Origin of the sequence: Bradyrhizobium sp. CIR18, from assembly GCF_014198295.1 — a bacterium.
Taxonomy (GTDB): domain Bacteria; phylum Pseudomonadota; class Alphaproteobacteria; order Rhizobiales; family Xanthobacteraceae; genus Bradyrhizobium.
Map to the genome: position 1 here is coordinate 70617 of NZ_JACIHF010000007.1, position 26498 is coordinate 97114.

Here is a 26498-nt window from a genome sequence, read left to right on the forward strand (position 1 = left end):
AGACCTTCGCCTAGAAACACGTCGTCCGCTCGGCTGCGATGTAGCCGAACAACAGGCCTGCGCCAAACAGCAGCACGACGCCAGCAGCCGCGAATTCGATGCCGCGCATGAACAGCGCGCCGCCGCCGTCGCGCCCTGCGCTGAGGCGGGCGGCGATGTCCTTGGCGGAGACGGCGACGACCGCGATGGCCGCGACCGTGATCGCGGTGCCTAATCCCATCAGGAAGGTGGCGGCGATGCCGGCCCAGAACAGGCCCTGGGCGAGCGCGAACACCAGCACCAGGATCGCGCCCGAGCAGGGGCGGATGCCGACGGTCAGGATCGCAGCGAAGCCGCGTCGCCAGCCACCGGGGCCGGCGAGCTCGCTCGGCGTGGGGCCATGGGAATGACCGCAATGCTCGTCATGGACGTGGTCATGCCCGTGGTGGGCATGATCATGACCGTGGTGATGGTGATCATGACCGTGATCGTGATGATCGTGGGCATCGTGATGATGGTGATGACCGTGATCGTGATGATGCGGCACGCCGGCGATCGCCGGCACCGGCTGGGCCGCCTGCAGCGCCCGGATGAAAATGCGGCCCTTGACCCAGACGAGACGCAGCCCGAACAACGCGATCAGGGCGTAACTCGCGATCTCGATCGCCCCTTCCGCCTTGCACATGGTCTTGGCCGTCGCATTCAGCACCCAAGCGGAGATGCCGACGATGAGGATCGCGACCAGCGACTGCATCAGCGCCGAGGCGAACGACAGCGCGATGCCGCGCCGCGCGGTCTCGCGGTTGGCGACGAGATAGGACGCGATCACCGCCTTGCCGTGGCCGGGGCCGGCGGCGTGGAAGATGCCGTAGGCAAACGAGATGAAGAGCAGCGTCCACACCGCCGAGCCGTCGGACTTGGCGGCGCGAATGGTTGCCGACATCTGGCGATAGAATTCCGACTGTTTGGCCAGCAGCCAGCCGATGAGGCCGCTGGCCTCGGGCTGGGCCGCCTGCGCCGGGCGCGGCGCGCCAAAGGGGTTTTGCGCGAAGACATCGTGAAGCGCCGCATCAGCCACGCCCATGACGAGGAAGACGGCGGCGCAGACAAGAAGCCCGCGGGCGAGCGGAGAGCGAAGACGGCGGATCAAGGGCAATCCACCGTGATCTTGTTGGCGAACATCATGCCGAAATTCGAGTTCTCGCCGTTCATGAAGGTCTGCTCGTTGAGCTTCTGCGCGCTCGCGGTGCCGTCGCTCGGGCGCTCCAGCTTCATCTGGCAGCCGGTGGGCGCGCCCACCAGTTTCACCGGGCTTTCCTTGGCCATCTGGAAGTCGATGAAGAAAGAGCGGTCGAACACTTCGAGCACCAGCTGCTTGGACTTGACCGGGTTCTTCAGCGGCAGCGTGAAGTGCAGGGTCAGGACCGTATCCTTGTAGTCGAGGAAATAGTCGACCGGCTCCTGGAATCGCTCCTTCTTGCCGTCGGCTCGCGCGAAGGTGAAGTAGGCGTATTCCTTGAGCGACTCGACGTTGGTCTGCGCCAGCGGCCCGAGCTCCTCGCGCGTATAGGCCCCCTTGGTCTTGCTCTCGAGCCCCTGCACCGCATAGGACGAGAACATGTCATCAAACGTCCAGGCGTGGCGGACGCCGGTGATGGTGCCGTCGGCCGCGTAGAGCAGCTCGCTGGTCGCGCTGATCCAGACATGCGGATGGGCCTGCGCCGTGCCTGCCGCGAGCGACAGGCCGGCGGCAAGCAGCGATCCGAACAGGGCGCGCATGCCCATCAGGCCGCCTTCGCGTCGTCGAGCAGCCCGCGCCGCCGCAGCAGCGCGTCGGGCTCCGGCGGCCGCCCGCGGAACGCCTCATAGGCGGCCTCGGGATCGACCGATCCGCCCGAGGCGTAGATGTCGTCGTGCAGACGCTTGGCGACGGCGGGGTCGAAGATGTCACCGGCCTCCTCGAAGGCGCCGAAGGCGTCGGCGTCCATCACCTCCGACCACATGTAACTGTAATAGCCGGCGGCATAATGGTCGCCGGTGAAGATGTGACCGAACTGGGTGGGCCGGTGACGCAGCGCGATCTCCTCGGGCATGCCGATCTTCTCCAGCTCCTTCTTTTCGAAGGCGCGGACATCCTGCGCCGCTTCGGCCGGCTGGGTGTGGAATTCGAGATCGACCAGGGCCGAGGAGACGAATTCGACCGTGGCAAAGCCCTGGTTGAATTTTCGTGCGGCCAGGAACCGCTGCAACAGCTCGTCCGACAGCGGCTCGCCGGTCTGGTAGTGACGGGCGAACTTCTGCAGCACCTCGGGCCGCTCCTGCCAGTGCTCGTAGAGCTGCGACGGCAGCTCGACGAAATCGGTGAACACCGAGGTGCCCGACAGCGACGGATAGGTCACGTTGGAGAGCATGCCGTGCAGGCCGTGGCCGAACTCGTGGAACAGGGTGCGGGCATCGTCGGGCGACAGCAGCGAAGGCTCGCCGCCGGCGCCCTTGGCGAAATTGCAGATATTGAGAACCAGCGGCGCAACATCGCCGTCGAGTTTCTGCTGGTCGCGCAGCGAGGTCATCCAGGCGCCGGAGCGCTTCGACGGCCGGGCGAAGTAGTCGCCATAGAACAGCGCCTTGTGCTTGCCGTCGGGGCCCTTGACCTCCCAGACCCGGACGTCGGGATGCCAGACCGGAACGTCCTTGCGCTCCTTGAAGGTGATACCGAACAGGCGCGTGGCGCAGTCGAAGGCGGCGGCGATCATCTGGTCGAGCGACAGATACGGCTTGATCGCGGCATCGTCGAAATTGGCGCGCTGAAGGCGCAGCTTCTCGGCGTAGAAGCGCCAGTCCCAGGGAGCGAGCTTGAAATTGCCGCCCTCTTCCGTGATCAGCGCCTGCATGTCGTCGCGGTCGGCGAGCGCCCGCGCTCTGGCCGGCTTCCAGACCCGCTCCAAAAGGCTCCGGACCGCATCCGGCGTCTTGGCCATGGAGTCCTCCAGCCGGTAAGCGGCGAAGGTCGGATAGCCCAGCAGCTTGGCGCTCTCTTCGCGCAGCTTGAGGACCTCGACGATGGTTCCATTGTTGTCGTTGGCATTGCCGTTGTCGCCCCGCGCGGTGAAAGCCTTGTAGACCTTCTCGCGCAGATCACGCCGGGCAGAGCTCTTCAGGAACTGTTCGACCGAGGAGCGCGACAGCGTGACGATGGCCTTGCCTTCCATGCCGCGCTCTTCTGCCGCAGCCTTGGCGCTGGCGACGAAGCTCTCCGGCAGGCCCTGGCGGTCGGCCTCTCCCAGCTCCATGACCCAGTCTTGCTCATCGCCGAGCAGATGATGGCTGAAGCTGGTGCCGAGTTGGGCGAGCCGCTCGTTGATCTCCGCCATCCGCATCTTGGCCTCCTCGGAGAGGCCGGCGCCGGCGCGGTGGAAGCGGGTGTAGGTGCGCTCCAGCAGGCGAAGCTGCTCCGGAGCCAGGTCCAGATTGGCGCGGTTCTCGTGCAGCTGGGCGATGCGGCCGAACAGCACGGCGTTCATCATGATCGGATTCCAGTGCCGTGCCATCCGCAGAGAGACCTCCTTGTCGATCTCCAGGATGGCCGGGTTGGAATGCGCCGAGACGAGGTCGTAGAACACGGCCGCGACCTTGCTCAGCAGCTTGCCCGAGCGCTCCAGCGCCGTGATGGTGTTGGCGAAGTCGACCGCCGCCGGATCGTTGGTGATCGCCGCGATCTCGGCGGAGTGGTCGGCGAAGGCCTGCTCGAAGGCCGGCAGGAAGTGCTCGGGCTTGATCTCGTCGAACGGCGGGGTCGCAAACGGCGTCACCCAGGCCTTCAGCAGCGGGTTGGTCTCGGAGTCCGTAATTTGGCGGGGTTCTGACATCACAAGTCCCGATTTCGTGGCTCAATTGTTGCGGCCAGCTATAGCACGCGATAGGGCTTTTTTGGGCCATTTGGCCTTGCTCCCGGCCGCCTTTTCGGGGAGATTGCGGCCCTTGAAGACTAGGGATCCCTGAGCCCATGAACGCGCCTTCCTCCTCGTCCCGCCAGATCGCCTGGCCAAGCGTCATCACCGTCATCAGCGCCGCCATCCTGATCGGCGCGGAGGTGTTCGGCGCGGCCTTCGCCGGCGGCTGGGCGCTCGCGATCCTGTTCGGGCTTGGCGACCAGGGCACCCACATCCTGCAGGCCGTGCTGTTCGCGCTCGGTGTGCTCGTGATGACCGCGTTCATCCGCGCGGCCCAGCGTGTCGAGCCCTTCACGAAGCGCCGCTGACGCTTCGCGCGCGAGAGACGCGCGCGCTGCCACAGAAAACTTAACGCGTGTTCATCTTCCGCGTCGCTCGCGCAACACCGCGCAAGCAGATGTTAGGCAATTCTGTTCTCAGCCTAAAAAAATTCTTGCGAAGCTGATTCAAAACGCTTATGTGCGCTCTTGCCCAATTTCGCACGTGCCTGTGGTCGTGTGTCAGTCGGTAGGTATCCGGACAAGAGGCCGGACAGCCGCCAAGGGGTGAAGAAGCCGAGGGGCTCTTCGGAAGTGCGGAAGTCGGAAGACTGAAGGTCGCAAGGCCTGAAGGTCGGACGAGGAAGCAAACCCGGAGCGTCCAGCATCTCTCTCAAAGAGATGCCTTGTCGAAGGTGACTTCGCTCTTTGCAACCGTGACTGGCAGCCGGAGGCGAACCGGCGCACCCCGCTCTCAACGGGGGACGCGACTTAAAGCAACGACGGATCGGGCTTTTTTGGTCTCTACCGGCATTCCAACGCCGGCGCGGGCTACTGAAAAGGCTTGTCCTTCATTGCCAGGTGTGCGGGCGGGAAATTCCCAACCAATCCACGGCAGCACAATTCGGTCTAGGGGTCTTTGCCCTGTCGCGTCTCCATCGTGCGGCAGCGGCGTAGCACCCTCGTCCGAGAACCACTTTGAACGAGCTCCGTCGCTGGGGCCGCTTTGGAGAGTGCTATGACCGAACGTATCCAGGAATTCCTGCGCAACCGCCGCAAGGATGGCCTCGACACCGAGCCGTGCCTCGTCGTCGACCTCGAGGTCGTGCGCGACAATTACCAGACCTTCGCCAAGGCGCTGCCCGACAGCCGCGTGTTCTACGCCGTCAAGGCGAACCCGGCGCCGGAAGTGCTCGCGCTGCTGGCATCCATGGGCTCCTGCTTCGACACCGCGACGGTCGCCGAGATCGAGATGGCGCTGGCCGCGGGTGCGACGCCCGACCGCATCTCCTTCGGCAACACGATCAAGAAGGAGCGCGACATCGCGCGCGCCTTCGCGCTCGGCATCCGGCTTTTCGCCGTGGATTGCGCCGCCGAGGTCGAGAAGGTCGCCCGTGCCGCACCCGGCGCGAAGGTGTTCTGCCGCATCCTCTATGATTGCGCCGGCGCCGAGTGGCCGCTGTCGCGCAAGTTCGGCTGCGACCCGGAAATGGCCGTCGAGGTGCTCGACGTTGCCAAGCGCCTGGGCCTGGAGCCGTGCGGCATCTCGTTCCATGTCGGCTCGCAGCAGCGCAAGGTGAAGGCGTGGGACCGTGCGCTGGCGATGGCCTCGCAGGTGTTCCGCGACTGCGCCGAGCGCGGCATCAACCTGTCCATGGTCAACATGGGCGGCGGCTTTCCGACCAAGTACCTGAAGGACGTGCCGCCGGTCGTGACCTACGGCCGTTCGATCTTCCGCGCGCTGCGCAAGCACTTCGGCAACCAGATTCCGGAGACCATCATCGAGCCGGGCCGCGGCATGGTGGGCAACGCCGGCATCATCGAATCCGAGGTCGTGCTCATCTCGAAGAAGAGCGACGAGGACGAGGTGCGCTGGGTCTACCTGGACATCGGCAAGTTCGGCGGTCTCGCCGAGACGATGGACGAGTCGATCCGCTACGCCATCCGTACCCGTCACGACGGCGCGGACATGACGCCGTGCGTGCTCGCGGGTCCGACCTGCGACAGCGCCGACGTGCTGTACGAGAAGAGCCCGTATCCGCTCCCCGTCACGCTCGAGATCGGCGACAAGGTGCTGATCGAAGGCACCGGGGCCTATACGTCGACCTACTCGTCGGTGGCGTTCAACGGCATCCCGCCGCTGCGGACGTACCATATCTGATCCGCCTCTTTCTCTGAGGCCTGACGAACCCGGGAGCCGGATTGCCGGCTCCTCCCTGACAGTTCGATCTGACGACGTCTTGGACAGGCGTGCTGTGCGCACGCCGGTTCAAGCGGGGACTGACGCGCCATGACTGCTTTTCGGAAGCCACAGATCGCCCTCACCTCGAAAGCCGCTCCGTTCGTGATCCGCGCGGAGCGTGCTGCCGACGTCGCCGCCCGTGAAGCGCTGCTCGATGCCTGCTTTGGCGAGAACCGCCATGACCGCACCTGCCAGCGCCTGCGCGACGGACGCGCGCCCGCCACAGGCCTTGCCCTGTCGGCGGTGCGCGAGGGCAAGCTCGTGGGAACCGTGCGGCTGTGGCACGTCAGCGCCGGAGGCAGGCCTGCTCTGGTCCTCGGACCGCTGGCGGTTGACCCTGCCTGCCGCGAGCTCGGGATCGGCGCCGCGCTGATGCATCAAGCGCTGGCCGCCGCCCGGGCGCGCGGGCATGAAGCCGTCATCCTGCTCGGCGATGCCCCCTATTATGCCCGCTTCGGCTTCTCGGGCGAGAAGACCGGCGCGCTGGCGCTGCCCGGCCCGTTCGAGCGCGACCGGCTGCTCGCGATCGAATTCCAGGCGGGTGCGCTCGATGGCGCCGAGGGGATGATTGTCCCGACCGGCGCGCCCCTGTCCAAACGGAGGGTCCTTCGCGCCCTCCATGCGCACGCGGCCTGAGGGATTGCCATGATGGCGACGACCGAAGCCGCGTAAAGCGGCAACGCCCGGCTGCGCCCGTCCTGACGCCCGCTCTTTCGGGGTTGCGCAGGCCCGGGAAACGCCCTTTAACCCCGCGAAACACCCCTTTCAGTCGAGGTCCGAAGCATGTCCCGTCGCCTCATCTCCACCGGCTCTCCCCTCGAGAAGACTGTCGGCTACAGCCGCGCCGTGATCGACGGCGATTTCGCCTTCGTGGCGGGAACCACGGGCTATGACTACACCACGATGACGATGCCGGCCGATGTCACGAGCCAGTCACGCAACTGCTTCAAGACCATCGAAGCTGCCCTGAAAGAGGGCGGATTCGAGATGGCCGATATTGTCCGTGCGACCTACTACGTCACCGACGCCAGCTACATCGACGCCCACTTCGCCGTCTGCGGCGAGGTCCTCGGTGACATCAGGCCGGCGGCGACGTTGCTGGTCGTCAGCGCCCTCGCCAAGCCCGAGATGAAGGTCGAGATCGAAGTCACCGCCAAGCGCCGCAGCGTCTGACAAGCGCCGCAGCGCCTGATCCACCCCTCACCATTTGTTTGCCAGCACGTTCCGGAGAAAACCATCCCATGAGCCCCGCCTCGCAGATCTACGCGAAGATCACCGGTCCCATCGTCATGGTCGGCTTCGGCTCCATCGGCAAAGGCACGTTGCCGCTGATCGAGCGGCATCTCGACTACGACAAGTCCCGCGTCACCGTGATTGATCCCAAGGACGAGGGCCGCAAGGCGCATTGCGAAAAGCACAATGTGCGCTTCATCCAGAAGGCCGTGACCCGGGACAATTACCGCGAGTTGCTGACCCCGCTGCTGACCGAAGGCGGCGGCCAGGGCTTTTGCGTCAATCTATCGGTCGACACCGGCTCCACCGACATCATGGAGCTCTGCAACGAGCTCGGCGCGCTCTACATCGACACCGTCAACGAGCCCTGGCTGGGCTTCTATTTCGACTCCTCGAAGGGTCCGGAAGCGCGCTCCAACTACGCCCTGCGCGAAGCCACGCTGGCGGCCAAGCGCGCGCGTCCCGCGGGCTCGACCACGGCGGTCTCCTGCTGCGGCGCCAATCCCGGTATGGTCTCCTTTTTCGTCAAGCAGGCGCTGCTCAACGTCGCCGCTGATCTCAAGCTCAATGCCCCCAAGCCGAAGACCAAGGCCGAATGGGCGGATTTGATGCGGCAGGCCGGCATCAAGGGCATTCACATTGCCGAACGCGACACCCAGCGCTCGAAGAAGCCGAAAGAGCCCGACGTGTTCGTCAACACCTGGTCGGTCGAAGGCTTCCTGTCGGAAGGCGTGCAGCCGTCAGAGCTCGGCTGGGGCACCCATGAAAAATGGATGCCCGAGAACGCGCGGACCCACGAAGCTGGCTGCGGCGCGGCCATCTACCTGATGCAGCCCGGCGCCAACACGCGCGTGCGCACCTGGTGCCCGACCCGCGGCGCGCAATATGGCTTCCTCGTCACCCACAACGAGTCGATCTCGATCGCCGATTACTTCACGGTGCGCGACGCATCGGGCAAGGCGATCTACCGGCCGACCTGCCACTATGCCTATCATCCGGCCGACGATGCCGTGCTGTCGCTGCACGAGATGTTCGGCCGCGCCGCCAAGATGCAGGAGAAGCACCACATCCTCGACGAGAACGAGATCGTCGACGGCATCGACGAGCTCGGCGTGCTCTTGTTCGGCCACGACAACAATGCCTATTGGTACGGCTCGCAGCTCTCCATCGAAGAGACCCGCGCGCTCGCACCCTATCAGAATGCCACCGGCCTGCAGGTGACCTCTGCCGTGCTCGGCGGCATGGTGTGGGCGCTGGAGAACCCGAAGGAAGGCATCGTCGAAGCCGACGAGATGGATTTCGATCGCCTGCTGGAAATCCAGCTGCCCTATCTCGGCCCAGTGAAGGGGTTCTACACCGACTGGACGCCGCTGACGGATCGTCCGGGACTGTTCCCGGAAGACATCGACACCAGCGATCCCTGGCAGTTCAAGAACATTCTGGTGCGGTGAGGGGCGCGGGCTTCGGCCCCACCACAGCTGTCATGCCCCGCGAAGGCGGGGCATCCAGTACGGCGTCTCGGTTCAATCACTACGGTCTCTGAAATACTGGATCGTCCGCCTTCGCGGACGATGACACCGTTGGTCTATCAGACAGCTACTTCTTCTCGATCGGCGGCGCGATCTTCTCGGCCGGTGCCGGCGGCAGTGCCGGCTTGGTCGCCGCGCCTTGTGTCTGCGGCTCAGGCCGCGCCGGCTCGGGGGCCGGCGTGGTCGGCCGGTCGCCGCCCGGCTTGGCTTCCGCGGGCACCTTGCTCTGCTCGTCAGAGGGCGTGCCCTGAAGCGGCGGTGTCGCCTGCGCCAGTTGCATCCGGCTCTCGGCGCGTATCTGCGCGATCGATATGCCCGATATAACGACACCTGCTGCGAACAGCGAACAGGCGATCAGAAGGTCGAGTTTCAGTCTGCGCTTGTCATTGACTGTCATGTCGATCACCGCCTTTGTCCGCGGGATCAACGAAATTGCCGGACCAGGGTTCCGTTCCCGGCGAGGGGGAACTGCAGCCTGCGCGCCAAAACGCCGCGCTCACTCCGTCGTGCTGACTTCCCACGTCGCGTGGCGGACGCCGGGCAGATGCTGGAGGTCGGTCGCCGCCGCGTTCAGCTCGTTCGGGTCGACCGCGCTGGCGACGAGCTTGGCGACAATCTCCAGCATGTCCTCGCCGAGCTCGACGACCTCGATGCCCGCCACCGGATATTTCGCACCCTCGAGCTTGTCGACGAGGCGGTCGCGCATGTCGGGCAGTGCGTCGGCGGCGACCGCGAGCTTGAAATAATAGGTCGCCTCCAGCGCCTTCTCGTTCAGCGGGATGCGGTTGATGGCGTTGACCAGGGGGCGCAGCATGGTGTTGCCGGCGATCACGAACACGGTCAGCGCTGCAGCCTGCGCGATCATATCGGCACCTGCGCAGGAGCCGACCGCGGCCGAGGCCCACAGGGTCGCAGCGGTGTTGAGCCCGCGCACGTCCATGCCTTGCTTCATGATGACACCGGCGCCGAGGAAGCCGATGCCCGAGACGACATAGGCGATGACCCGCACCGCGCCGTCGGCGCCGTCCAGCTGCATGGCGAGATCGACGAAGGCGGCCGCGCCGACCGCGACCAGCACATTGGTGCGCAGGCCCGCGGTACGCTGGCGATATTGTCGCTCGGCACCGATCAGCGTGCCCAGCACGAACGCCGTGGTCAGGCTGATTAGCGTGTCGAGGAAATCAGCAAGCTGGAAGGTCGTCAGAAATCGCATGAATGTCAGCTGCCGTAGGGTGGGCAAAGCGAAGCGTGCCCACGGCTCCCGTCAACGCAAAAAGATCGTGGGCACGGCGCAAGAGCGCCTTTGCCCACCCTACGGCCTAAAGGATGACAGTTTAAAGCTCCAGCATTCCGCCGTCCCCATTTTCATCGGCGAAAGCGAGCAGCGTGCCTTTCGCATTCCAGGCGAGCGCGGCCACGGGCGGCGTGCCGTTGCGGCGGACCAGGATCTCGGCGCCATCCTCCAGCCGCACCATCAGCACGGTGCCGTCGCTGTAGCCGGCGGCGAGGATGTCGTTCTTCGGATGGCAGGCGACCACCGACACCCGCGCCTGCAGCGGCGCGAGCATCGCGGGCTCCTTGCCCATCGGACCGTCCTTGCTGGCGAACGGCCAAATGATGACGGTGTCGGCGCCCGAGGTCGCGAGCCCCTTGCCGCCCGCGCTCCAGGACATCGAGCGGACGCGGCCGGGATAGCCGGTCATCCGCATATGCCTGTTGTCGGCAAGCCGCCAGCCATGCAGCGCCGCCTCGTGCATGGTGGTGACCAGGAATTTGTTGTCCGGGCTGAAGGTAACGCCGAGATGCGAGCCGGCCCACGGCAGGAATTCGGCTGATCCCGCCATGTTCGGAAACCACAGCGTCGCGCCGTTGTAATGGGCGATTGCGAGCCGGAGTCCCTTAGGCGCGAACGCAAGCCCACCGACGGTCGAAGGCACCTCGAGCGACTTCTCTTCGGACTTGCCGCTCTTGACGAAAGCCGTCTTGCCGGCCGACCAGGCGTAGGAGCCGTCCGCGTGCAGCGCCACCGCATCGATCCAGCGTCGCTTGGGATCGGTGGCGAGCAGCGTCACCTCGCCCTTGGCGTCGAGCGAGACGACCTTGCCGTCGTCGCCGCCCATCACCAGGCGCTTGCCGTCGCAAGCGGTGGAGAGAATGCCGCCGCTGTGAACAGTGACCGTGCTGATCTCACCCTTGTCATCGACGAACGCGACATTCTCCTCGCCGCCGACGAAGGCGGCGCGATCCCTGAGGAAATGCACCGAGATCACGCCCATGCCGAGCGTAACAGGCTTGACGCGATCGGTGACGGAGACGATCGAGGCGGAATCGGGGGCCGGCGAAAACTCTTTCATCACGAGACGATGCAGCTCTCAAAACCCTTGCGGATGGCCTCCTCCGGCAATTCGCGGCCGATGAAGACGAGGCGGCTCTCGCGCGGCTCGCCCTCCTTCCACTTCCGCTGGTGGTCACCCTCCAGCATCATGTGGACGCCCTGGAAGACGTAGCGGTCGTCGTCGTCGTGGAAGGCGAGGATGCCCTTGGAGCGCAGGATCTTGCCGCCTTCGACCTGCACCAAATTCTGCAGCCAGGGCATGAACACATTCGGATCGAGCGGCTTGTCGGTCTTGAGCGACAGCGACTGCATGTCCTCGTCGTGATAGTGCTTCAGGCCGTGACCGTGATCATGGTGGTGATGATCGTGGCCGTGATGGTGGTGATCATGGTCGTGGTCATGATCGTCGGCCTCCAGGAAGTCCGGCTCGATGTCGAGGATGCGGTCGAGATCGAAGGCGCCGCGGTCGAGCACGTCGGCCAGGGCCACCGAGCAGCGCTCGGTGCGGTGGAGTTTCGCATAGGGATTGATGCCGCGGATGCGGGCCTCGACCTCGGCAAGCTCGCCCTTGCTGACGAGATCGGTCTTGTTCAGCACGATGACGTCGGCAAAGGCGATCTGGTTCTTGGCCTCGGGCGCGTCCTTGAGCCGATCGGACAGCCATTTGGCGTCGGCCACCGTGACCACGGCATCGAGCCGCGCATTCTTCTGCACGTCCTCGTCGACGAAGAAGGTCTGGGCGACCGGCGCCGGATCGGCAAGGCCGGTGGTCTCGACGATGATGGCGTCGAACTTGCCCTTGCGCTTCATCAGGCCGTCCATGATGCGCACGAGGTCACCGCGCACGGTGCAGCAGATGCAGCCATTGTTCATCTCGAACACTTCCTCATCGGCGCCGATGATGAGGTCGTTGTCGATGCCGATCTCGCCGAATTCGTTGACGATGACGGCGTATTTCTTGCCGTGATTCTCCGACAGGATGCGGTTCAGGAGCGTGGTCTTGCCGGCACCGAGATAGCCGGTCAGGACGGTCACGGGAATTTTCTGAGAGGTCGCTTCAGACATAACAACTCCGGACTTCGGGCTTTTCGCGCGACGCGAGGCGGGGTGGCCCCTGCCCTAGTGGTCAAGCGCGCTGGTCAGCGCCTTTATATTGTGCCTGACCATATCAATGTAAGTGGGTGCAGGCCCCTTTTCGCCGGTCAAACCGTCCGAAATCAGGGTCCCGCCGACTTTTGAGCCGGTCTCGGCCGCGATCCGCCGGATCAGCCGGTCGTCGCTGATATTTTCCAGGAACACGGCCGGTATTTTTTGTGCCTTGATCTGGCCGATGATGGCCGCGATGTCGCGTGCGCTCGGCTCGGTTTCGGTGGAGACCCCCAGGGGGGCGATGAACTGGATACCGTATTCGGCGGAAAAATAGCCGAAGGCGTCATGGGTCGAGATCACCTTGCGCCGCTCCGGCGGGATTTTCGCCACGGCCTCGCGGACCTCGCGGTCGAGCGTTTCGAGCTTTTCCAGATAGGCTTTTGCCTGGACCCGGAAGAACTCCGCATCATCCGGGGCGGCCGCCGCCAGCGCATTGGCAATATCGGTCACGTAGACCTTGGCGTTGGGGACCGACTGCCAGGCGTGGGGGTCGGCGGCCGAACCGAGCTTCAGCGGCACGATGCCGGCGCTCGCGGTGACCACCACGGCCTTGCTCCCTGCGGACTGCACTAGACGCGGCAGCCAGCCCTCCAGCCCGAGCCCATTGACGATGACGAGCTTCGCCTCCGCGACCCGTTTCGCGTCGGCAGGCGCCGGCGTGTAGACGTGGACGTCGCTGTCGGGGCCAACCAGCGTCGTAACGTTGGCCCGATCTCCCCCGACGTTACGGACGAAGTCGCCGAGGATCGAGAAGCTCGCAATGACGTTGAGCCGTTCCGCGGCCTGCAGCGGCGAGGCGATGGTCAGCAAGGCAAGGAATAGAAGGAAGCGCATCGCCCGTCACGCTTCCAGATGCCGGCCGGGAAATATCTGCCGGACGATGCCGCCGACGCGGCCGAACAGCACGGAGACGATGTAGAGCACCGTCGCCACGAGAATGACCGCAGGGCCCGACGGCACGCGGGTCTGGAATGACAGCACGAGGCCGGCATAGCCGGAAGCCGCGGCAGCGACCACCGCGATGCAGATCATGACGGTGAGATCGCGTGACCAGAACCGCGCGATACCTGCCGGCAGGATCATCAGGCCGACCGCAAGCAGCGTGCCAAGCGCCTGAAAGCCATTGACGAGGTTGATCACGACCAGCGCCAGGAAGGCGAGATGCGCGGGACCACCGGCGCGGCTGACTGTGCGCAAGAACAAGGGATCGACGCTCTCGATCACCAGCGGGCGGTAGATCACGGCGAGCACCAGCAGCGTCACGGTGGCGTTGAAGGCCACCACCAGCAGGGTCTGGTCGTCCATCGCGAGGATGTTGCCGAACAGCACGTGGAGCAGGTCGATATTGGTGCCCTTGATCGAGACGATGGTGACGCCGAGCGCCAGCGAGGCCAGATAGAAGGTCGCGAGCGAAGCGTCCTCCTTCAGCCCGGTCGAGCGCGCGACGACGCCGGCGAGGATCGCGACGGCAAAGCCTGCGATCAGCCCGCCGGCCGTCATCGCGAACAGATTGAGCCCGGAGAGCAGAAAGCCGACCGCCGCGCCGGGCAGAATTGCATGCGCCATGGCATCGCCGACGAGGCTCATCCGCCGCAGCATCAGGAAGACGCCGATCGGCGCACCGGCCAGCGACAATGCGATCACGGCGGCCAGCGCCCGCCGCATGAACTCGAATTCGGTGAAGGGACCGATCAGCGCGTCGTAGAGCATCGGTGATCACGCCGCCCGCGACCGGGTATCGTCGGCGGCGCAGGCCGCGGCGCTGTCGTCGAACGCCTCGCACATCCGCATCGCCACCAGCAGGTTTTCCGGCGTCAGCACCTCCACCGTCGGTCCCCACGCCACGGGGCCGCGCGCCAGCACCAGCGTCTCGGTGAAATGGTTGCGCACCATCTCCATGTCGTGCAGCGCGGCGAGCACGGTGCGGCCCTCGCCGTGCCAGTGCTTGACCAGCGCGAGCAGGTCGGCGGTGGTCTTGCTGTCAATGGCGTTGAAGGGCTCGTCCAGCACGATCAGGCTTGCGTCCTGGAGCAACACGCGCGCGAACAGCACGCGCTGCATCTGGCCACCCGAGAGCGTGCCGATCGGGCGGTTCTCGAAGCCATTGAGGCCGACGGAGGCGATCGCGCGCAAGATCTTCCCGCGCGCCGCCTTGCCAATGCCGCCGAACAAGCCGGTCCCGCGCCACAGCCCGGTGCCGACGAAGTCGAACACCGAGATCGGGAAGCTGCGGTCGATCTCCGCGCTCTGCGGCAGATAGGCGATATCGCGAGAGTCGAGCCCGCCGAGATGGATGCTGCCGTCGAGCGGCCGGAGGATGCCGACGATGCCGCGCAGCAGGGTCGACTTGCCGGCGCCATTCGGGCCGATCACGGCGACCAGCGCGCCCCGCGCAACCTCACCGTTGAGATGGTGCACGGCCGGATGCCGGTCATAACCGAGCGTCACATTGTGAAAGTGCAGCGCCGCCATCGTCACCTCATCGCCAGGAAGACCACGCCCCAGAGCACGGCACAGACGGCGAGCGCGGCCCCAAGGCGCGCCGCCATGGTCATGCGCAGGATCGACCAGGGCGCCGCCTGGGCCGGATGCGGCGAGGCCGCGTCGTGGACATGGGCGTGGGTGTGGTCGTGCCCATGCGAATGCGCGTGGTCATGAGAATGGCCAGGGGCATGGTCGTGATGGTGGGCGTGGGACGCGGCGGGAACCATTTCGGAACGTTATATTATAACATAACCCCTGTCCACGCCGGGCTCACGGCTTGCCGATCGCCATCGCGATGGCAGCTGCCACGAAAGGAAACGGCACCGACACGGCGCAGCGGAACCAGACGAAACGGGCCGGCATGAATGGGATTTCCCACAAGATCACCCGCTGAAAGGCGAACAGGGCCCAGGCAACGACATAAGCCACCACCTGCGGCACCCCGCCGCCCGACTTCAGCGCCACCGTGCCGATGGAGAAGCCGATCACGGGCCCGCCCGGCGTGGCGGCGCCGGCGACCACGGCGGTCGCAACCCCGAGCCAGCCGCTGTCCGGCCCGAGCCAGCCGGTGATCACCTCCTGCGGGATGATCGCGGCGATGTAGCCGGAGCCGATCACGCCCAGCGCGATGCGCGGCACGATGTTGATGAAATCCATCGCGCCTTCGCGCAGCGAGGCCTTGAACACAGGCGGGCCGCGGCGAAAGGCGATCAGGCCGACGCCGAACACAGAGCCCCACAACAGGATGTCGATGAAAAGCGCGGCGCTCATGCCGCGTCCTCGTCGCTTTCGTGCTTCGGATAGAGCCGGACATAGACGAAGCGGCCGAGCGCACCAGCGAGTACCGGCAGCGGCAGCGAGATCAGAATCCGCCACAGCGTGAAGTCGGTGCCCATGATCGGGATTTCCCAGGCCACCGCCCGGCCATAGCCGATCAGAGTCCAGCTCACGACCATGGCGATGGTGGCGCCGAAATCGGCGCCGACAGCGAGCAGCGCACTCGCCACGGGATAGGCGGTGAAGGGACCGCCCGGCAGGATCGCGCCGAAGGCGGTGCCGATCAGCAGCCCCATCAGGCCGGATTTCGGTCCGAGCGAGCGCGAGACCTTTTCGTGCGGCAGGATCTCCGAGATGAAGGCCCCGAGCAGGCAGCCGGCGAGCACGCGCGGCAGGATGCCTGAGAACAGCGAGAGATCGTGGGTCAGAATGTCGAGAACGCCGTCGGTGCCGTCACGCCGCCAGACCAAGGTCGCACTCACCGCGACCAGCGCTGCGATGATGATCGTCGACCAGCCGATCGGCTTGCGGACCCGCCCCGGCCGCGGTTCGGACTCCGCGTCCTCGGCAGGCGCCGGGTTCTTCGGGGAAGGTTCTGACAACGGGCTCGGTCGCTCGAGGGTGATGCCATTCCTGATTAAGGGCGGCGTCCATTCGATGCAAACAGTACGATGACAGACCGGTGCGCGCGCCACGCAGGGCAATTCCGCACAGCAAAAAGGCGGCCGCGCGAGCGACCGCCTTTTGTTTTCTGTCATTCCGGGGCGCACGAAGTGCGAGCTCTGGTGCGCAACTGCGCACCTGAGAATCTCGCGCCACAACTTCTGGATTCCGGGTTCGCCCTGCGGGCGCCCCGGAATGACAACGAGGCCTTACGCCTTCTCGAGCAGGGACTCGACGTATTCCCAGTTCACGAGGTTCTCGACGAACGCCTTGAGATAATCGGGGCGGCGGTTGCGGTAGTCGATGTAATAGGAGTGCTCCCAGACGTCGCAGCCGAGGATCGGGGTGGCGCCATGCACCAGCGGATTCTCGCCGTTCGGGGTCTTGGAGATCTCGAGCTTGCCGTTCTTGACCTGGAGCCAGCACCAGCCGGAGCCGAACTGGCCGACGCCGGCCGCCTGGAAGTCGGTCTTGAACTTCTCGAAGCCGCCGAGGTCCTCGTTGATCTTCTTCTCGATCTTGCCCGGCAGCTTGGTGCCGCCGCCATTGGGCTTCATCCAGCTCCAGAAGTGGATGTGGTTGTAGTGCTGGCCGGCATTGTTGAACACCGCGGGGTTCTTGCCAAACGAGCCCTTGACGATCTCTTCAAGGGACTTGCCTTCCCATTCGGTCCCCTTGAGCGCGTTGTTGCCGTTGGTGACGTAGGCCTGATGATGCTTGTCGTGGTGGAATTCCAGCGTCTCCTTCGACATGAACTGGCCGAGGGCGTCATAGGCGTAAGGGAGGGGGGGCAGCGTAAAGGTCATGGGATGTTGTCCGCGACTGATGGGGAACTGGCTTAACGGGGACTCTTATAGAAGGTTCCACCGCCGTTAAATACCTCAGAATTTGCGAAAAGACGTGATGCCACGGCTTGGCCGGATTGCATAACTTCGCAGCACCGAGGGACATTCAACCCGGGCCGATCGCCGGCCGCAGAATATCGTTGCCTTTGAACCGGTTATGACAGAACGAATGAACCGCGCAGCCGCGTTGCGAGAGACAAATCCATGAGCATCGAGATCGACATTTTGAACGGCGACGCCTCGTGGCCGATCGCCAAGCCGCTGCTCAGCGCGGTCTGGGGTCAAGACGCGGCGGAGAAGCCGGCCTGGGCTCACGTCAAATGGGCCAATGCCGACCTGCGCGTGCTGATCGAGACGCCCGAGGACGGTCTCGTCTGCCATGTCGGCATCTACTTCCGCACCGTCACCTGGAACGGACAGAAGGTCCATATCGGCGGCATCGGCGGGGTCTGCACCCGCGAGGACCGGCGCGGTCGCGGCTATGCGACCGTAGCGATCGACGCGGCGGTTCACACCATTCGCGCCAACGAGGCCGTTCGCTTCGCGCTGCTGTTCTGCGAACCACACAATTTTTCGTTCTACGAGACCCGGAGCTGGCTGCCCTTCAAGGGCGAAGTCTATTGCGAGCAGCCGGAGGGGCGGATCCGCTTCACCGAGATGGCGCCCTACGTCTTCAACATCGTCCGCGCGCCGACGCTGGGCACCATCGACCTATGCGGCCTGCCGTGGTGACCCCTGCGTGGAGTGAGGGCTGCCGCAGGGGCTCGGCCGTCCTATAATATGTCGATCATCATCTAAAATTCCGCCCGGTGAACATGACGATCGACGCCCCTGCAGACGCCGTCCCGCCGATTGCGCCGGTCGCCTCCCCGATCGCCAGCCTGCTGACTGCGCCGATCCTGCCGACGCTGCTGCGGCTCGCGATCCCCAACATGATCGCGATGGTCGGCAGCACTTTGGTTGCGATCGCCGAGACCTCCTATATCGGCCGGCTCGGCACCATTCCGCTCGCCGCGATCGCGCTGGTGTTTCCGTTCGCGATGCTGACGCAGATGACGAGCGCGGGCGCGATGGGCGGCGGCGTTTCGTCCGCGATCAGCCGCGCGCTCGGCGCCGGGGATCGTGACCGCGCCGCGACGCTGGCGCTGCATGCCGCCATCATCGGCCTCTGCGGCGGGCTGTTCTTCACGGTGATGATGCTCGTCTTCGGCCGCTCCTTCTTCACCCTGCTCGGCGGGCGCGATCGCGTGCTCGAGGAGGCCAGCGGCTATTCGCAGGTGCTGTTCTCCGGCGCGGTCGCGATCTGGCTCGTCAACACGCTCGCCTCGGTGATCCGCGGCACCGGCGACATGCGCCTGCCCTCGATGACGCTGATCGGCGCCAGCGTGCTCCAGATCGCGCTCGGCGGCACGTTGGGGCTCGGCCTGTTCGGCGTGAAGCCCTTCGGCATGCCGGGGGTCGCCAGCGGCCAGTTGATCGCGTTCACCTGCGCCGCGATCTTTTTCCTCTGGTATCTCGCGTCCGGCCGCAGCCGGCTGCCGCTGAATATTCGCGCGTTTCATTTCGAGCGCGCGATGTTCCTGGACATCCTCAAGGTTGGTGCGGTGGCCTGCCTGTCGCCGCTCCAGACCGTGCTCACCATTTTGATCTTCACGAAGATCCTGGCCACGTTCGGCACCGAGATGCTGGCCGGCTACGGCATCGGCTCGCGGCTGGAATTCTTGCTGATCCCGATCACCTTCGCCTTCGGCATCGCCTCGGTGCCGATGGTCGGCATGGCGATGGGCGCCGGACAGGTGAAGCGCGCGCGGCGTGTGGCCTGGACCGCCGCTGCAGCTTCCGGATTGACGGTCGGCCTGATCGGCCTCGCCATCGCGCTCGCTCCGTCGCTATGGGTCGCGCTCTTCACGCGCGATCCCGGCGTCACCGCCGCCGCGCACAGCTATTTCCACTGGGCCGGCCCGACCTTCGTGTTCTTCGGCATCGGCGTGTCGCTCTACTTCTCCTCGCAAGGCGCGGCGCGCGTCGGCGGCCCCGTGCTCGCTTCCACCGCGCGGCTTCTGATCGTCGCGATCGGCGGCGTCGTCCTCATGATGACGCAGGCGCCGGCCTGGACCTTGTTCGCGCTGGTCGGCGGCGCCATGGCGGTGTTCGGCCTGTCGACTGCGGCCTCGGTCGCCTTCGCGCGCTGGGACAAATGATCGCAGGACATCAACGCAGGCAAATGAACGCAGGAATGTGATTCCAGCCAGCGTTGCACTATCCCGCCGGGCTGCTATGGAGGCGCTCCATTTTCGGGGCCTCTTCCATGACTTCCAGATTCGCTGCTCTCATCGTCCTTCTCGCTGCGCTGCTCGGCGCGCCGGCCGCGCATGCGCAGAGCGCCGATGGGACATGGCTGACCCAGGCGGGTGATGCGCGCGTCAAGATCAGCAAGTGCGGCGGCGGCATCTGCGGCGTCGTCGCCTGGCTGCGCGAGCCCTATGACACCGCGACCGGCCAGCCCGCCACCGACAGCAAGAACCCCAATCGCGAGCTCGCCAGGCGCCCGATGATCGGCCTGCCATTGTTCAGCGGCATGCAGCCGTCAGGTCCGAACAAATGGTCCGGCCAGATCTACAATGCCGACGACGGCAGTACCTATGCCAGCAGCATCTCCGTGACGGGAGCGGATTCGCTGCGGGTCGAAGGCTGCGTCGGCGCGCTCTGCGGCGGCGAGACCTGGACGCGGGCGGGACGCTGACGCTTCACGCCACCATCGCCTTCAGCGCCGTCGCCGCCGAGGCGTAGCCGCCCCGCGCGCCATCGATGAAATGGACGTGATCACTGCGCAGCGCCGACGGCGTGAAGCAGGTCATCATGGCCGCGTCCTGCTGATAGAGACCGTAGCGCACGATACCCTCGCGCGCAGCCGCCGCCAGTCGGTCGCTCAGCGCGCGCTCGAGCTGCGGCGTGCAGTCGAGGATCATGCGCAGGCCGTCGTCAAATTTCCTGAAGTCCGAGTTCTCGACCACCTGACGCCTGTAGACGTTGGGCACGAAGCCGCCGACGTTGAGGTCGAAGCGCATGATCAGATAGATGAACAGCGTATAGGCCAGCACGGTGGCGCGGCGCGCGAGCAGCGGACCACCGCGTCTGGTGCGGACTTCGTATTCCAGCCCCTGCGGCGGCCATTTCAGCGGCGGTCCCTGCGGCGGCACCGGGCGGGCGCCGTCCGGGCTGCGCTCGACGAGATGGATGACGTCCTCGATCACCTTGCGGAAGGCATGCGGGTCGGCGCCGCGCGCCGGCATCACCAGAACCGACAGGATCAGCCCACGTGAGGCTGGTATCACCTCGAAGCGGCAGGACAGGCCCGAGAGATCGGGCTGCGTGCCCGCCGGCGCTGCCGGGACGGCAAACTCCCCGCGCTTCATCGCGGCATCGGCGAAGGCGAGCCCGCCGCCCGAGAACATCGCATAGGACAGGTTGGCCGACGGACCGAAGCGCGCGACGCGCACGTCGAGGCCCTGCGCGCGGATGGCGCTGACCGGCACCAGCGCGACCCGCATCGTCAGATCGAGATCTTCCCGCACCCAGGTCGCGGTTGCCGCCAGCGCCTCTCGGGCAGGTTCGAGGTCGCCTGGCGCAACCGCAAAGCTCGCGCCGTCGCCGCCGAACACGAAGGGGAATTCGCGCCCCTCCAATGCGTTCGTCACCGCCGCGATCACGGCGGCGCCGGCCATGTTCACCGCCTTGTAGCGCTGCGCCGCGATCGCCTTGGTGGAATCGACGATATCGGCGACGCCGATGCTCCAATCGTCCGGCAGCGGCGCATAGAGCGCAGGGTCCATCAGGCTGGTGAAGCCGCGGAAGACGGGAATGCCGCCATAGAAGGATTCGCCTGAGGTCATCGGGGATGCCGGATGGTTGGAATGCGAAACAAATACGTGGCAGGATCGATCCGGGTTCGCCGGCCGGCGGCCCCTTTCAATCATTGGCCGAAACGGGCCAGGACAACAAGATACGGCAACAACAAGGTGAGGCCGCGTTGCAATACCGCAGCGGGTCATTGATCGGAATCAAGCGGCCGGCCGGGGAGAACGGCTATCGTTGGCCAGCTCCAACGGTTGCATGGGATGATCCAGGTGTCAGACTTCGGCAGCAAGGATTCCACCTCTCCCGTCCGCCGGCGCACGGGCACTGACCCGATCAGCGCGGTGAAGATGCCCGAAAGACTGACGGCAGCCGTCGATGCCTGGGCTGAAGCCCATCAACTGACCCGCTCGGATGCGATCTGCAAGCTGATCGAGCTGGGCCTGAAGATCGCGCCCCCGGTCCACTCCTCGGCGCATCCGATCGCATCGGACGCCACCAGGATCGAAGAGATCGCGGTCCACGAGATCGAGACGCTGCTCGATCCGGCATTGCCCGTGGACGAACGCGACCGCCGCATCCGCCGCCTCACCGAAGGGCCGCCGGAATTTTCACATGAGCGGATTGACCTGCCGAAAGACCCGCCGAAGCACCGGACGTGAGCTGCTAATGCAGCTTCTCGTCCTGACGCTTGCGCAAGCTATCGAGAGACGCATCATGGCAGCCGACCAGGCGCACGAATTGCTGCGGGTACATTTCGTGACCATGACCGCCGGAATTCTGGTGCGTCATCGGCGGGCAACGGGCATCATCCTGCTTCGCGCGGGATTGCTCGGTCCGGCCCTGATTTGAAGCGGTCATGCTGGGCATGGTCATGGACTGCTCCTTGTCGATTAGGGCAGATCGATTGACGTAACCCAATCGATTGCGGGGCATCTTACGACCAAATCCGGCTGGATGTCATTGTGCCGGATCAACGCAATCATGACGGCGGAGTTCCGCCTAGGCCGTATTCCCCGCGTCGACAGTAAACACCGTCCCGGTGACGTTGCGGCCGCCTTCGCCCAAAAGATACTCCACCATGCGCGCGACGTCATCCGTCTCCGGCAGGCGGCGCAGCGCGCTGCGGCCGGCGATGCGCTTGCGCGCCTCGTCGGACAGATTGTGCGTGAGCTCGGTGTCGATGAAGCCCGGCGCAATCGCGTTCACGGTGATGCCGAGCTTGCCGACCTCGCGCGCCAGCGAGCGGGTGAAGCCGGTTGCAGCCGCCTTGGTCGCGCCGTAGACGGACAGGCCGTTATAGCCGGTGGTCGCGATGATCGAGGAGATGTTGACGATGCGGCCGGCGCCGTCGGCCATCATCTGCCGCGCGACATATTTGGTGAGGATGATCGGCGACAGCACGTTGAGCTGCACCAGCGCCTCGATCTCGGAATTATGCATGGTGGCGAGCAGGCCTTCGGTGCCGAGGCCGGCATTGTTGACGAGGCCGTAGGTCGGGCCGAACTCGTCGCGCACGAGTTTTGCAAAAGCCGGAATGGCGTCGATCACGGCAAGGTCGCAGGCGCGGAAATGCAGCCGCCCTTCGGACTCCGCAATCGCGGCCTTGAGCTCTTCGCTCTCGCGCCGGGCGGCCGCGACCACGTTGTAGCCGGCGCCGGAGAGGCGCTTGCCGATCGCAAGGCCGATGCCGCGGCTGCCGCCGGTGACGAGGACATTATGCATCGGTGCGCGCCAGTTTTCCGGCCGGGGTGACGTCGAGCGCCTCGACGAAGCGGATCACCGCCGGCACCTTGTGGGACGCGAGCTGCGCGCGGCACCGCTCCAGGATCTGGTCGCGGATCTCTTTCGCCCGGGCGGGATCGGTGCCCTCGGTGAGGATCACATCGGCGACCACGATGCCGCCGGTGATCGGGCTCTTGCGCGATTTGGCCCGCGACATCCGCACGTCGGGATGGCGGTTGATGACCGCCTCGATTTCTTCGGGGTGGACCTTCAGTCCGCCGATATTGATGATGCCGCCGCGGCGGCCGACGAAATAGTAGCGCTCGCCGCGCAGCTCGACGATGTCGCCGCTGTCGACAAATCCGTCGTCATCGGTGAGCGCGGCGGCATTGCGGCCGACATAGGCATGCGCGGTGCGCGTCGAACGGATACGCAGCGAGCCGTCGACTACTTTCATCTCGACGCCGTTGCGATTGCCGAGATAGTCGGCCGGAAAGCCTTCCAGTCCGTCGTTGACGGCAAAGCCGACGCCGGCTTCGGTCGAGGCATAGGCATGACCGACGGAAGAATTGGGGAATGCCGCCTTCAGCCCGTCGAGCACCGCCTGGTCGGCGATTTCACCGGAGAGGCGGACGTAGCGAGGGGCGAACTGCGCGGCCGAACCGCTCATCAGGAGCTTGCGCCAGTGCGAGGGCGTGCCGGAGATGTGCGAGACGCCGCGCGCCTTCAGCCGCGCGACGTGATCGCCGAGCGCCTCATGCGGATCGGACAGCACCATCGAGCCGCCGGAAAGGACGGCGCGGAGGAAGATTTGCAGGCCGCCATAGCGGCGGATGTCGTAGAAGGTCGCCCAGACCGGCGCCGGGCCGCGCGCGGGGCCTTCGGCAACGATCGCACCGGTCAGCGCCTCCAGCGTGTGGCCGGCGATCTTCGGCACGCCTGAAGTGCCCGAGGTGAGCATCAGCCATTCCGTCGCGCGTTCGGTCTTGGCTGGCGCGGTGGCTTCGAGCGGCAATTGCGCGGTGACGATGAGCGGGACGCCAGTCCCGGCCCAGCGATCGGATTCGTCGGTCACGACGGCGTCGATCTCGGCATCGGCGATCAATGCCTCGAGATGCGCCGGATTGAGATCGGGCGGGCACAGCAGCATGCGACGGGCGATGCCGTCGAGCTCGATCATGGCAAGACCCGACCGGAGCTGGTCGGACAATTTGAGCAGCACGGAGCGGCCGGACAATTCGCGCAGGCGGCCGCCCAGGACCGTCTGCGACAGGATATCGGTCAGCGACACGCAGGTTTGCGCGTCCGACAGCGTACGGCCGGTCAGCTCCGCGCCGAGATGGTCGCGAAGCGCAAAGATCTCACGCGGGGACATTTTCGTAGGCCCGCACGAAATCGCCCACCGTGGCGGGAAACGCTGCGTCCTCGGAGATGGTGAAGGGGTCGACGCCGGTCTCGTCCTCGAGGCGCGCGACCAGGATGGCGAAGGCGAGCGAGTCGAAACCCGTCTCGTGCAGCGACAGATCGTCCGAGAGCGCGGGAAGCGTGACGTGCTGCTCTTTGGCGATCTGCTGGATCGCGTCAATGACCTTAGACCTTACCGACATGGCTGGCTCGCTTTGTTATCGTTGGTGTTGCGGCGGCTCTTGCTGGCCGCCTCCCCATGGCCGCCTGTTTACCCGACAGAAGTAAATGGCTTCTTGGACAATTCAGATAAAATTGGACCTATCTGCGGATTTTGACGGGATTTACAGCCTGATCGAGCCGTCCACGATTCGCGCATGGGCCTCGGTATCGAGCGCCGCATAGGCCCCGGACTTCGGGTCTGCCATGAACAGCGGATCGGAGATCGCGGCGGGATCGAAGCCTTCCCGCGACAGATCGCCCTTCTTCTGCTTGAACGTCTCGGTCGCATCGATCTCGCTGGAGATGCGAATGAAGACCGGGCGCGCATAAGCCGGTAGGCGTTGCGCCAGATGTGCGGGCAATGCCGCGATGTCGAAGCCTTCGTTGACGACGATCGCGCTCATGCCGGCACGGCCGTCCGCGCCGGGGATGCTGACGCCGTAAGTTGTGGCATCGACCACGCCGGTGAAATCGCGCATCGCGTCATTCACCTCCGAGGTCGCGACATTCTCGCCCTTCCAGCGGAAAGTATCCCCGATCCGATCGACGAAATGGAAGAAGCCCTTGTCGTCGATCCGCATCAGGTCGCCGGTGCGGAACCAGGCGTCGCCCCTGGTAAAGACATCGCGAAGAATCTTCTTCTCGGTCTCGCCGGTGTCGGTGTAGCCCTCGAAGCGGCCGCCGCCTTCATCGGCGGTGCCGATGCGGCCGATGGCTTCGCCGGCCTCACCACGGGCGCAGGCGAGGCAAAACCCCTCTTCGTTGCGCAGCGGCACGCCGCTGTCGGGGTCGAGCTTGACGAGATTGGCAGGGAAGCGATGCGCCAGCAGCGGTGGGATGCGACCGATCGCGCCGGGCTGCCCCTCGACGTTGAACAGCGAGAAGTTGCCTTCCGTCGCCGCATAGAATTCGAGGATGCGCGGAATGGCGAAACGCGCCTGAAAGTCTTCCCAGATGTCACCGCGCAGGCCGTTGCCGCAGACGAGGCGGAGACGATGCCGGTTCTCATATTCCGACGGCGCGGCCTTGAGCAGATAACGGCAGAGCTCGCCGATATATTGGAACAGCGTGCAGTCATGGCGCACGATGTCGGACCAGAAATGCGAGGCCGAGAATTTCTCCGCAATTACCACCGAGCCGCCCGCAGCGAGCATGCTGCAGGGCGCGACGATGCCGCCGACTGAGTGGAACAGGGGCAGGCAATCGTAGAGCCGGTCTTGCGGGCTCGCGCCGGTGAGGCCGGCGAACCAAAAGCCCCAATTGAGAATGCGGCGGTGGCTGATGCTGGCAGCCTTCGGCAGGCCGGTGGTGCCCGAGGTGTAGATCAGCAGCGCGCGATCATCGATGGTGACCTCGCCGTGCTCCTCCGGCGACAAAGGAGCGTCGTCCAGCGCCGCGAGGGCGACGTCGATGGCGCGCTCGCTGCGGGCATCGCCATGCGTCCAGACCTTGGCCTGCGTCTTCAGGTGTGGCGTTGCGCTCTCCAGCATCTGCGTCAGCTCCTGCGCAACGATGATATGCGAGGGCTTTGCGACATCGAGGCAATGCGCGAGCGACTGTCCCACCAGCCTGGTGTTGAGCAGCGCCGCCACACCGCCGATCCGGCTGATGCCGAGCCAGGCCGCGACATAATCGATGCCGTTCGGCATGATCAAGGCGACCGTATCACCCTTGGCCACGCCGGCCGAGCGCGCCCAGCGCGCGTAGCGGTTGATGCGCTTCGACAGGCTTTCATAGTCGAGGCTTGCGTCGTCGGTGATCAGCGCGACGCGGTCGGGCTGGCGCTGCGCCCAATCGTCGATGACGTCGGCGAACAGACGCCCCGGCAGCGTCTCGATCCGCGCCGTGAGCTCGATGGCCTTCAGCCATATCTTTGAAGCCGAAGGCGCGCGCGTGACTTTTTGTCGTTCGATGACACCGGGGGTCATGCCGTTGATTCTTTCGGGCCGCCTGCTGACATCAGGCAATCTAGCCCCCGCGCCCTGCCCAGGTGTTAAGAGACAAGGTAAAACTCTGTTAGGGCGCGGTTAACTCTAGTGATCCTTACCGCCGCACGGCAACGCCGGTGAGTTCGGCGGCGTGGTGACGGCCGAGACCGATCGCGCTGGCGCAAGGTGGTCGAGCTGTG

29 protein-coding genes are annotated in these 26498 nt (G+C 65.4%); 9 read left to right on the top strand and 20 right to left on the bottom strand.

Going from position 1 to position 26498, the window contains the following annotated elements; translation table 11 throughout:
• Nucleotides 1-10 precede the first annotated feature (10 nt).
• From GGD65_RS22355 to GGD65_RS22365, 3 genes are read right to left on the bottom strand one after another with little or no spacing between them, the layout of a single operon-like run.
• The gene (locus GGD65_RS22355; protein WP_210317202.1) at nucleotides 11-1135 is read right to left on the bottom strand and encodes a nickel/cobalt transporter; all 1125 of its coding nucleotides are present in this window, start codon (nucleotides 1133-1135) and stop codon (nucleotides 11-13) included.
• Nucleotides 1126-1764 carry a DUF1007 family protein gene (locus GGD65_RS22360; RefSeq protein WP_183236637.1) on the bottom strand — a complete coding sequence of 213 codons (639 nt, stop codon included), beginning with the start codon at nucleotides 1762-1764 and terminating at the stop codon, nucleotides 1126-1128. Before GGD65_RS22360 ends, GGD65_RS22355 begins: the two co-directional genes overlap by 10 nt.
• Nucleotides 1764-3845, bottom strand: a complete 2082-nt coding sequence (locus tag GGD65_RS22365; protein WP_183236638.1) for a M3 family metallopeptidase — start codon at nucleotides 3843-3845, stop codon at nucleotides 1764-1766. Before GGD65_RS22365 ends, GGD65_RS22360 begins: the two co-directional genes overlap by 1 nt.
• Nucleotides 3846-3982: 137 nt before the next feature.
• On the opposite strand from GGD65_RS22365, the gene GGD65_RS22370 reads away from it, so the two are divergent.
• From GGD65_RS22370 to GGD65_RS22390, 5 genes are all read left to right on the top strand, one after another.
• On the top strand, nucleotides 3983-4237 hold the full coding sequence (locus GGD65_RS22370; protein WP_018316184.1) for a hypothetical protein: 255 nt from the start codon (nucleotides 3983-3985) through the stop codon (nucleotides 4235-4237).
• A 688-nt stretch (nucleotides 4238-4925) separates the two neighbouring features.
• The gene (locus GGD65_RS22375; protein ID WP_018316185.1) at nucleotides 4926-6068 is read left to right on the top strand and encodes a type III PLP-dependent enzyme; all 1143 of its coding nucleotides are present in this window, start codon (nucleotides 4926-4928) and stop codon (nucleotides 6066-6068) included.
• Between the two features lie 129 nt (nucleotides 6069-6197).
• The gene (locus tag GGD65_RS22380; protein WP_179731798.1) at nucleotides 6198-6785 is read left to right on the top strand and encodes a GNAT family N-acetyltransferase; all 588 of its coding nucleotides are present in this window, start codon (nucleotides 6198-6200) and stop codon (nucleotides 6783-6785) included.
• A gap of 147 nt (nucleotides 6786-6932) precedes the next feature.
• Nucleotides 6933-7322, top strand: a complete 390-nt coding sequence (locus GGD65_RS22385; protein ID WP_027562893.1) for a RidA family protein — start codon at nucleotides 6933-6935, stop codon at nucleotides 7320-7322.
• Nucleotides 7323-7390: 68 nt separating this feature from the next.
• Nucleotides 7391-8833, top strand: coding sequence for a homospermidine synthase (locus tag GGD65_RS22390; RefSeq protein WP_092255541.1), 1443 nt, complete (start codon nucleotides 7391-7393; stop codon nucleotides 8831-8833).
• 145 nt (nucleotides 8834-8978) lie between these two features.
• On the opposite strand, the gene GGD65_RS22395 is transcribed toward GGD65_RS22390, so the two are convergent.
• The 11 genes from GGD65_RS22395 to GGD65_RS22445 all read right to left on the bottom strand — a co-directional run bounded on the left by GGD65_RS22395 (nucleotide 8979) and on the right by GGD65_RS22445 (nucleotide 17125).
• The gene (locus GGD65_RS22395) at nucleotides 8979-9308 is read right to left on the bottom strand and encodes a hypothetical protein (RefSeq protein ID WP_026201622.1); all 330 of its coding nucleotides are present in this window, start codon (nucleotides 9306-9308) and stop codon (nucleotides 8979-8981) included.
• A 99-nt stretch (nucleotides 9309-9407) separates the two neighbouring features.
• Complete coding sequence (locus tag GGD65_RS22400) at nucleotides 9408-10124, bottom strand: MgtC/SapB family protein (protein ID WP_018316190.1); 717 nt, start codon at nucleotides 10122-10124, stop codon at nucleotides 9408-9410.
• A 121-nt stretch (nucleotides 10125-10245) separates the two neighbouring features.
• Nucleotides 10246-11265, bottom strand: coding sequence for a WD40 repeat domain-containing protein (locus tag GGD65_RS22405; RefSeq protein ID WP_183236639.1), 1020 nt, complete (start codon nucleotides 11263-11265; stop codon nucleotides 10246-10248).
• A complete protein-coding gene (locus GGD65_RS22410) occupies nucleotides 11265-12311 on the bottom strand; it encodes a GTP-binding protein (protein ID WP_018316192.1) in 1047 nt (348 codons plus the stop codon). The genes GGD65_RS22405 and GGD65_RS22410 overlap by 1 nt, the downstream gene beginning before the upstream one ends.
• 54 nt (nucleotides 12312-12365) lie before the next feature.
• Nucleotides 12366-13229 (bottom strand): metal ABC transporter solute-binding protein, Zn/Mn family, encoded by an 864-nt coding sequence (locus tag GGD65_RS22415; RefSeq protein WP_018316193.1) that lies wholly within the window; start codon nucleotides 13227-13229, stop codon nucleotides 12366-12368.
• Between the two features lie 6 nt (nucleotides 13230-13235).
• Nucleotides 13236-14105: a metal ABC transporter permease gene (locus GGD65_RS22420; protein WP_183236640.1), complete on the bottom strand. Its 870-nt coding sequence runs from the start codon at nucleotides 14103-14105 to the stop codon at nucleotides 13236-13238.
• A gap of 6 nt (nucleotides 14106-14111) precedes the next feature.
• A complete protein-coding gene (locus GGD65_RS22425; protein ID WP_183236641.1) occupies nucleotides 14112-14867 on the bottom strand; it encodes a metal ABC transporter ATP-binding protein in 756 nt (251 codons plus the stop codon).
• 2 nt (nucleotides 14868-14869) lie between these two features.
• On the bottom strand, nucleotides 14870-15106 hold the full coding sequence (locus tag GGD65_RS22430) for a hypothetical protein (RefSeq protein ID WP_183236642.1): 237 nt from the start codon (nucleotides 15104-15106) through the stop codon (nucleotides 14870-14872).
• A 43-nt stretch (nucleotides 15107-15149) separates the two neighbouring features.
• The gene (locus GGD65_RS22435; RefSeq protein WP_183236643.1) at nucleotides 15150-15650 is read right to left on the bottom strand and encodes a hypothetical protein; all 501 of its coding nucleotides are present in this window, start codon (nucleotides 15648-15650) and stop codon (nucleotides 15150-15152) included.
• Entirely contained in the window at nucleotides 15647-16258 is a 612-nt protein-coding gene (locus tag GGD65_RS22440) for a permease (RefSeq protein WP_183236644.1), read from the bottom strand. Before GGD65_RS22440 ends, GGD65_RS22435 begins: the two co-directional genes overlap by 4 nt.
• Before the next feature lie 270 nt (nucleotides 16259-16528).
• Complete coding sequence (locus GGD65_RS22445; protein ID WP_018316199.1) at nucleotides 16529-17125, bottom strand: superoxide dismutase; 597 nt, start codon at nucleotides 17123-17125, stop codon at nucleotides 16529-16531.
• A 243-nt stretch (nucleotides 17126-17368) separates the two neighbouring features.
• Here GGD65_RS22445 and GGD65_RS22450 point away from each other — a divergent pair, with 243 nt between their 5' ends.
• The 3 genes from GGD65_RS22450 to GGD65_RS22460 all read left to right on the top strand — a co-directional run bounded on the left by GGD65_RS22450 (nucleotide 17369) and on the right by GGD65_RS22460 (nucleotide 19907).
• A complete protein-coding gene (locus GGD65_RS22450) occupies nucleotides 17369-17896 on the top strand; it encodes a GNAT family N-acetyltransferase (RefSeq protein WP_018316200.1) in 528 nt (175 codons plus the stop codon).
• A gap of 83 nt (nucleotides 17897-17979) precedes the next feature.
• Nucleotides 17980-19365, top strand: coding sequence for an MATE family efflux transporter (locus GGD65_RS22455; protein WP_183236770.1), 1386 nt, complete (start codon nucleotides 17980-17982; stop codon nucleotides 19363-19365).
• 107 nt (nucleotides 19366-19472) lie between these two features.
• Nucleotides 19473-19907 carry a DUF2147 domain-containing protein gene (locus tag GGD65_RS22460; protein ID WP_092255570.1) on the top strand — a complete coding sequence of 145 codons (435 nt, stop codon included), beginning with the start codon at nucleotides 19473-19475 and terminating at the stop codon, nucleotides 19905-19907.
• 4 nt (nucleotides 19908-19911) lie between these two features.
• On the opposite strand, the gene GGD65_RS22465 is transcribed toward GGD65_RS22460, so the two are convergent.
• Complete coding sequence (locus tag GGD65_RS22465; protein ID WP_183236645.1) at nucleotides 19912-21057, bottom strand: DUF3095 domain-containing protein; 1146 nt, start codon at nucleotides 21055-21057, stop codon at nucleotides 19912-19914.
• Nucleotides 21058-21282: 225 nt separating this feature from the next.
• Here GGD65_RS22465 and GGD65_RS22470 point away from each other — a divergent pair, with 225 nt between their 5' ends.
• Complete coding sequence (locus tag GGD65_RS22470; protein ID WP_183236646.1) at nucleotides 21283-21681, top strand: hypothetical protein; 399 nt, start codon at nucleotides 21283-21285, stop codon at nucleotides 21679-21681.
• Nucleotides 21682-21685: 4 nt separating this feature from the next.
• On the opposite strand, the gene GGD65_RS22475 is transcribed toward GGD65_RS22470, so the two are convergent.
• The 5 genes from GGD65_RS22475 to GGD65_RS22495 all read right to left on the bottom strand — a co-directional run bounded on the left by GGD65_RS22475 (nucleotide 21686) and on the right by GGD65_RS22495 (nucleotide 26307).
• Nucleotides 21686-21895 (bottom strand): hypothetical protein, encoded by a 210-nt coding sequence (locus tag GGD65_RS22475; protein ID WP_092255578.1) that lies wholly within the window; start codon nucleotides 21893-21895, stop codon nucleotides 21686-21688.
• A 126-nt stretch (nucleotides 21896-22021) separates the two neighbouring features.
• Nucleotides 22022-22744, bottom strand: a complete 723-nt coding sequence (locus GGD65_RS22480; RefSeq protein WP_092255581.1) for an SDR family NAD(P)-dependent oxidoreductase — start codon at nucleotides 22742-22744, stop codon at nucleotides 22022-22024.
• Complete coding sequence (locus GGD65_RS22485) at nucleotides 22737-24119, bottom strand: class I adenylate-forming enzyme family protein (RefSeq protein WP_183236647.1); 1383 nt, start codon at nucleotides 24117-24119, stop codon at nucleotides 22737-22739. The genes GGD65_RS22480 and GGD65_RS22485 overlap by 8 nt, the downstream gene beginning before the upstream one ends.
• A complete protein-coding gene (locus GGD65_RS22490) occupies nucleotides 24106-24351 on the bottom strand; it encodes an acyl carrier protein (protein ID WP_008543699.1) in 246 nt (81 codons plus the stop codon). The genes GGD65_RS22485 and GGD65_RS22490 overlap by 14 nt, the downstream gene beginning before the upstream one ends.
• Before the next feature lie 141 nt (nucleotides 24352-24492).
• Nucleotides 24493-26307 (bottom strand): long-chain-acyl-CoA synthetase, encoded by a 1815-nt coding sequence (locus GGD65_RS22495; protein ID WP_183236771.1) that lies wholly within the window; start codon nucleotides 26305-26307, stop codon nucleotides 24493-24495.
• Between the last annotated feature and the right edge of the window lie 191 nt (nucleotides 26308-26498).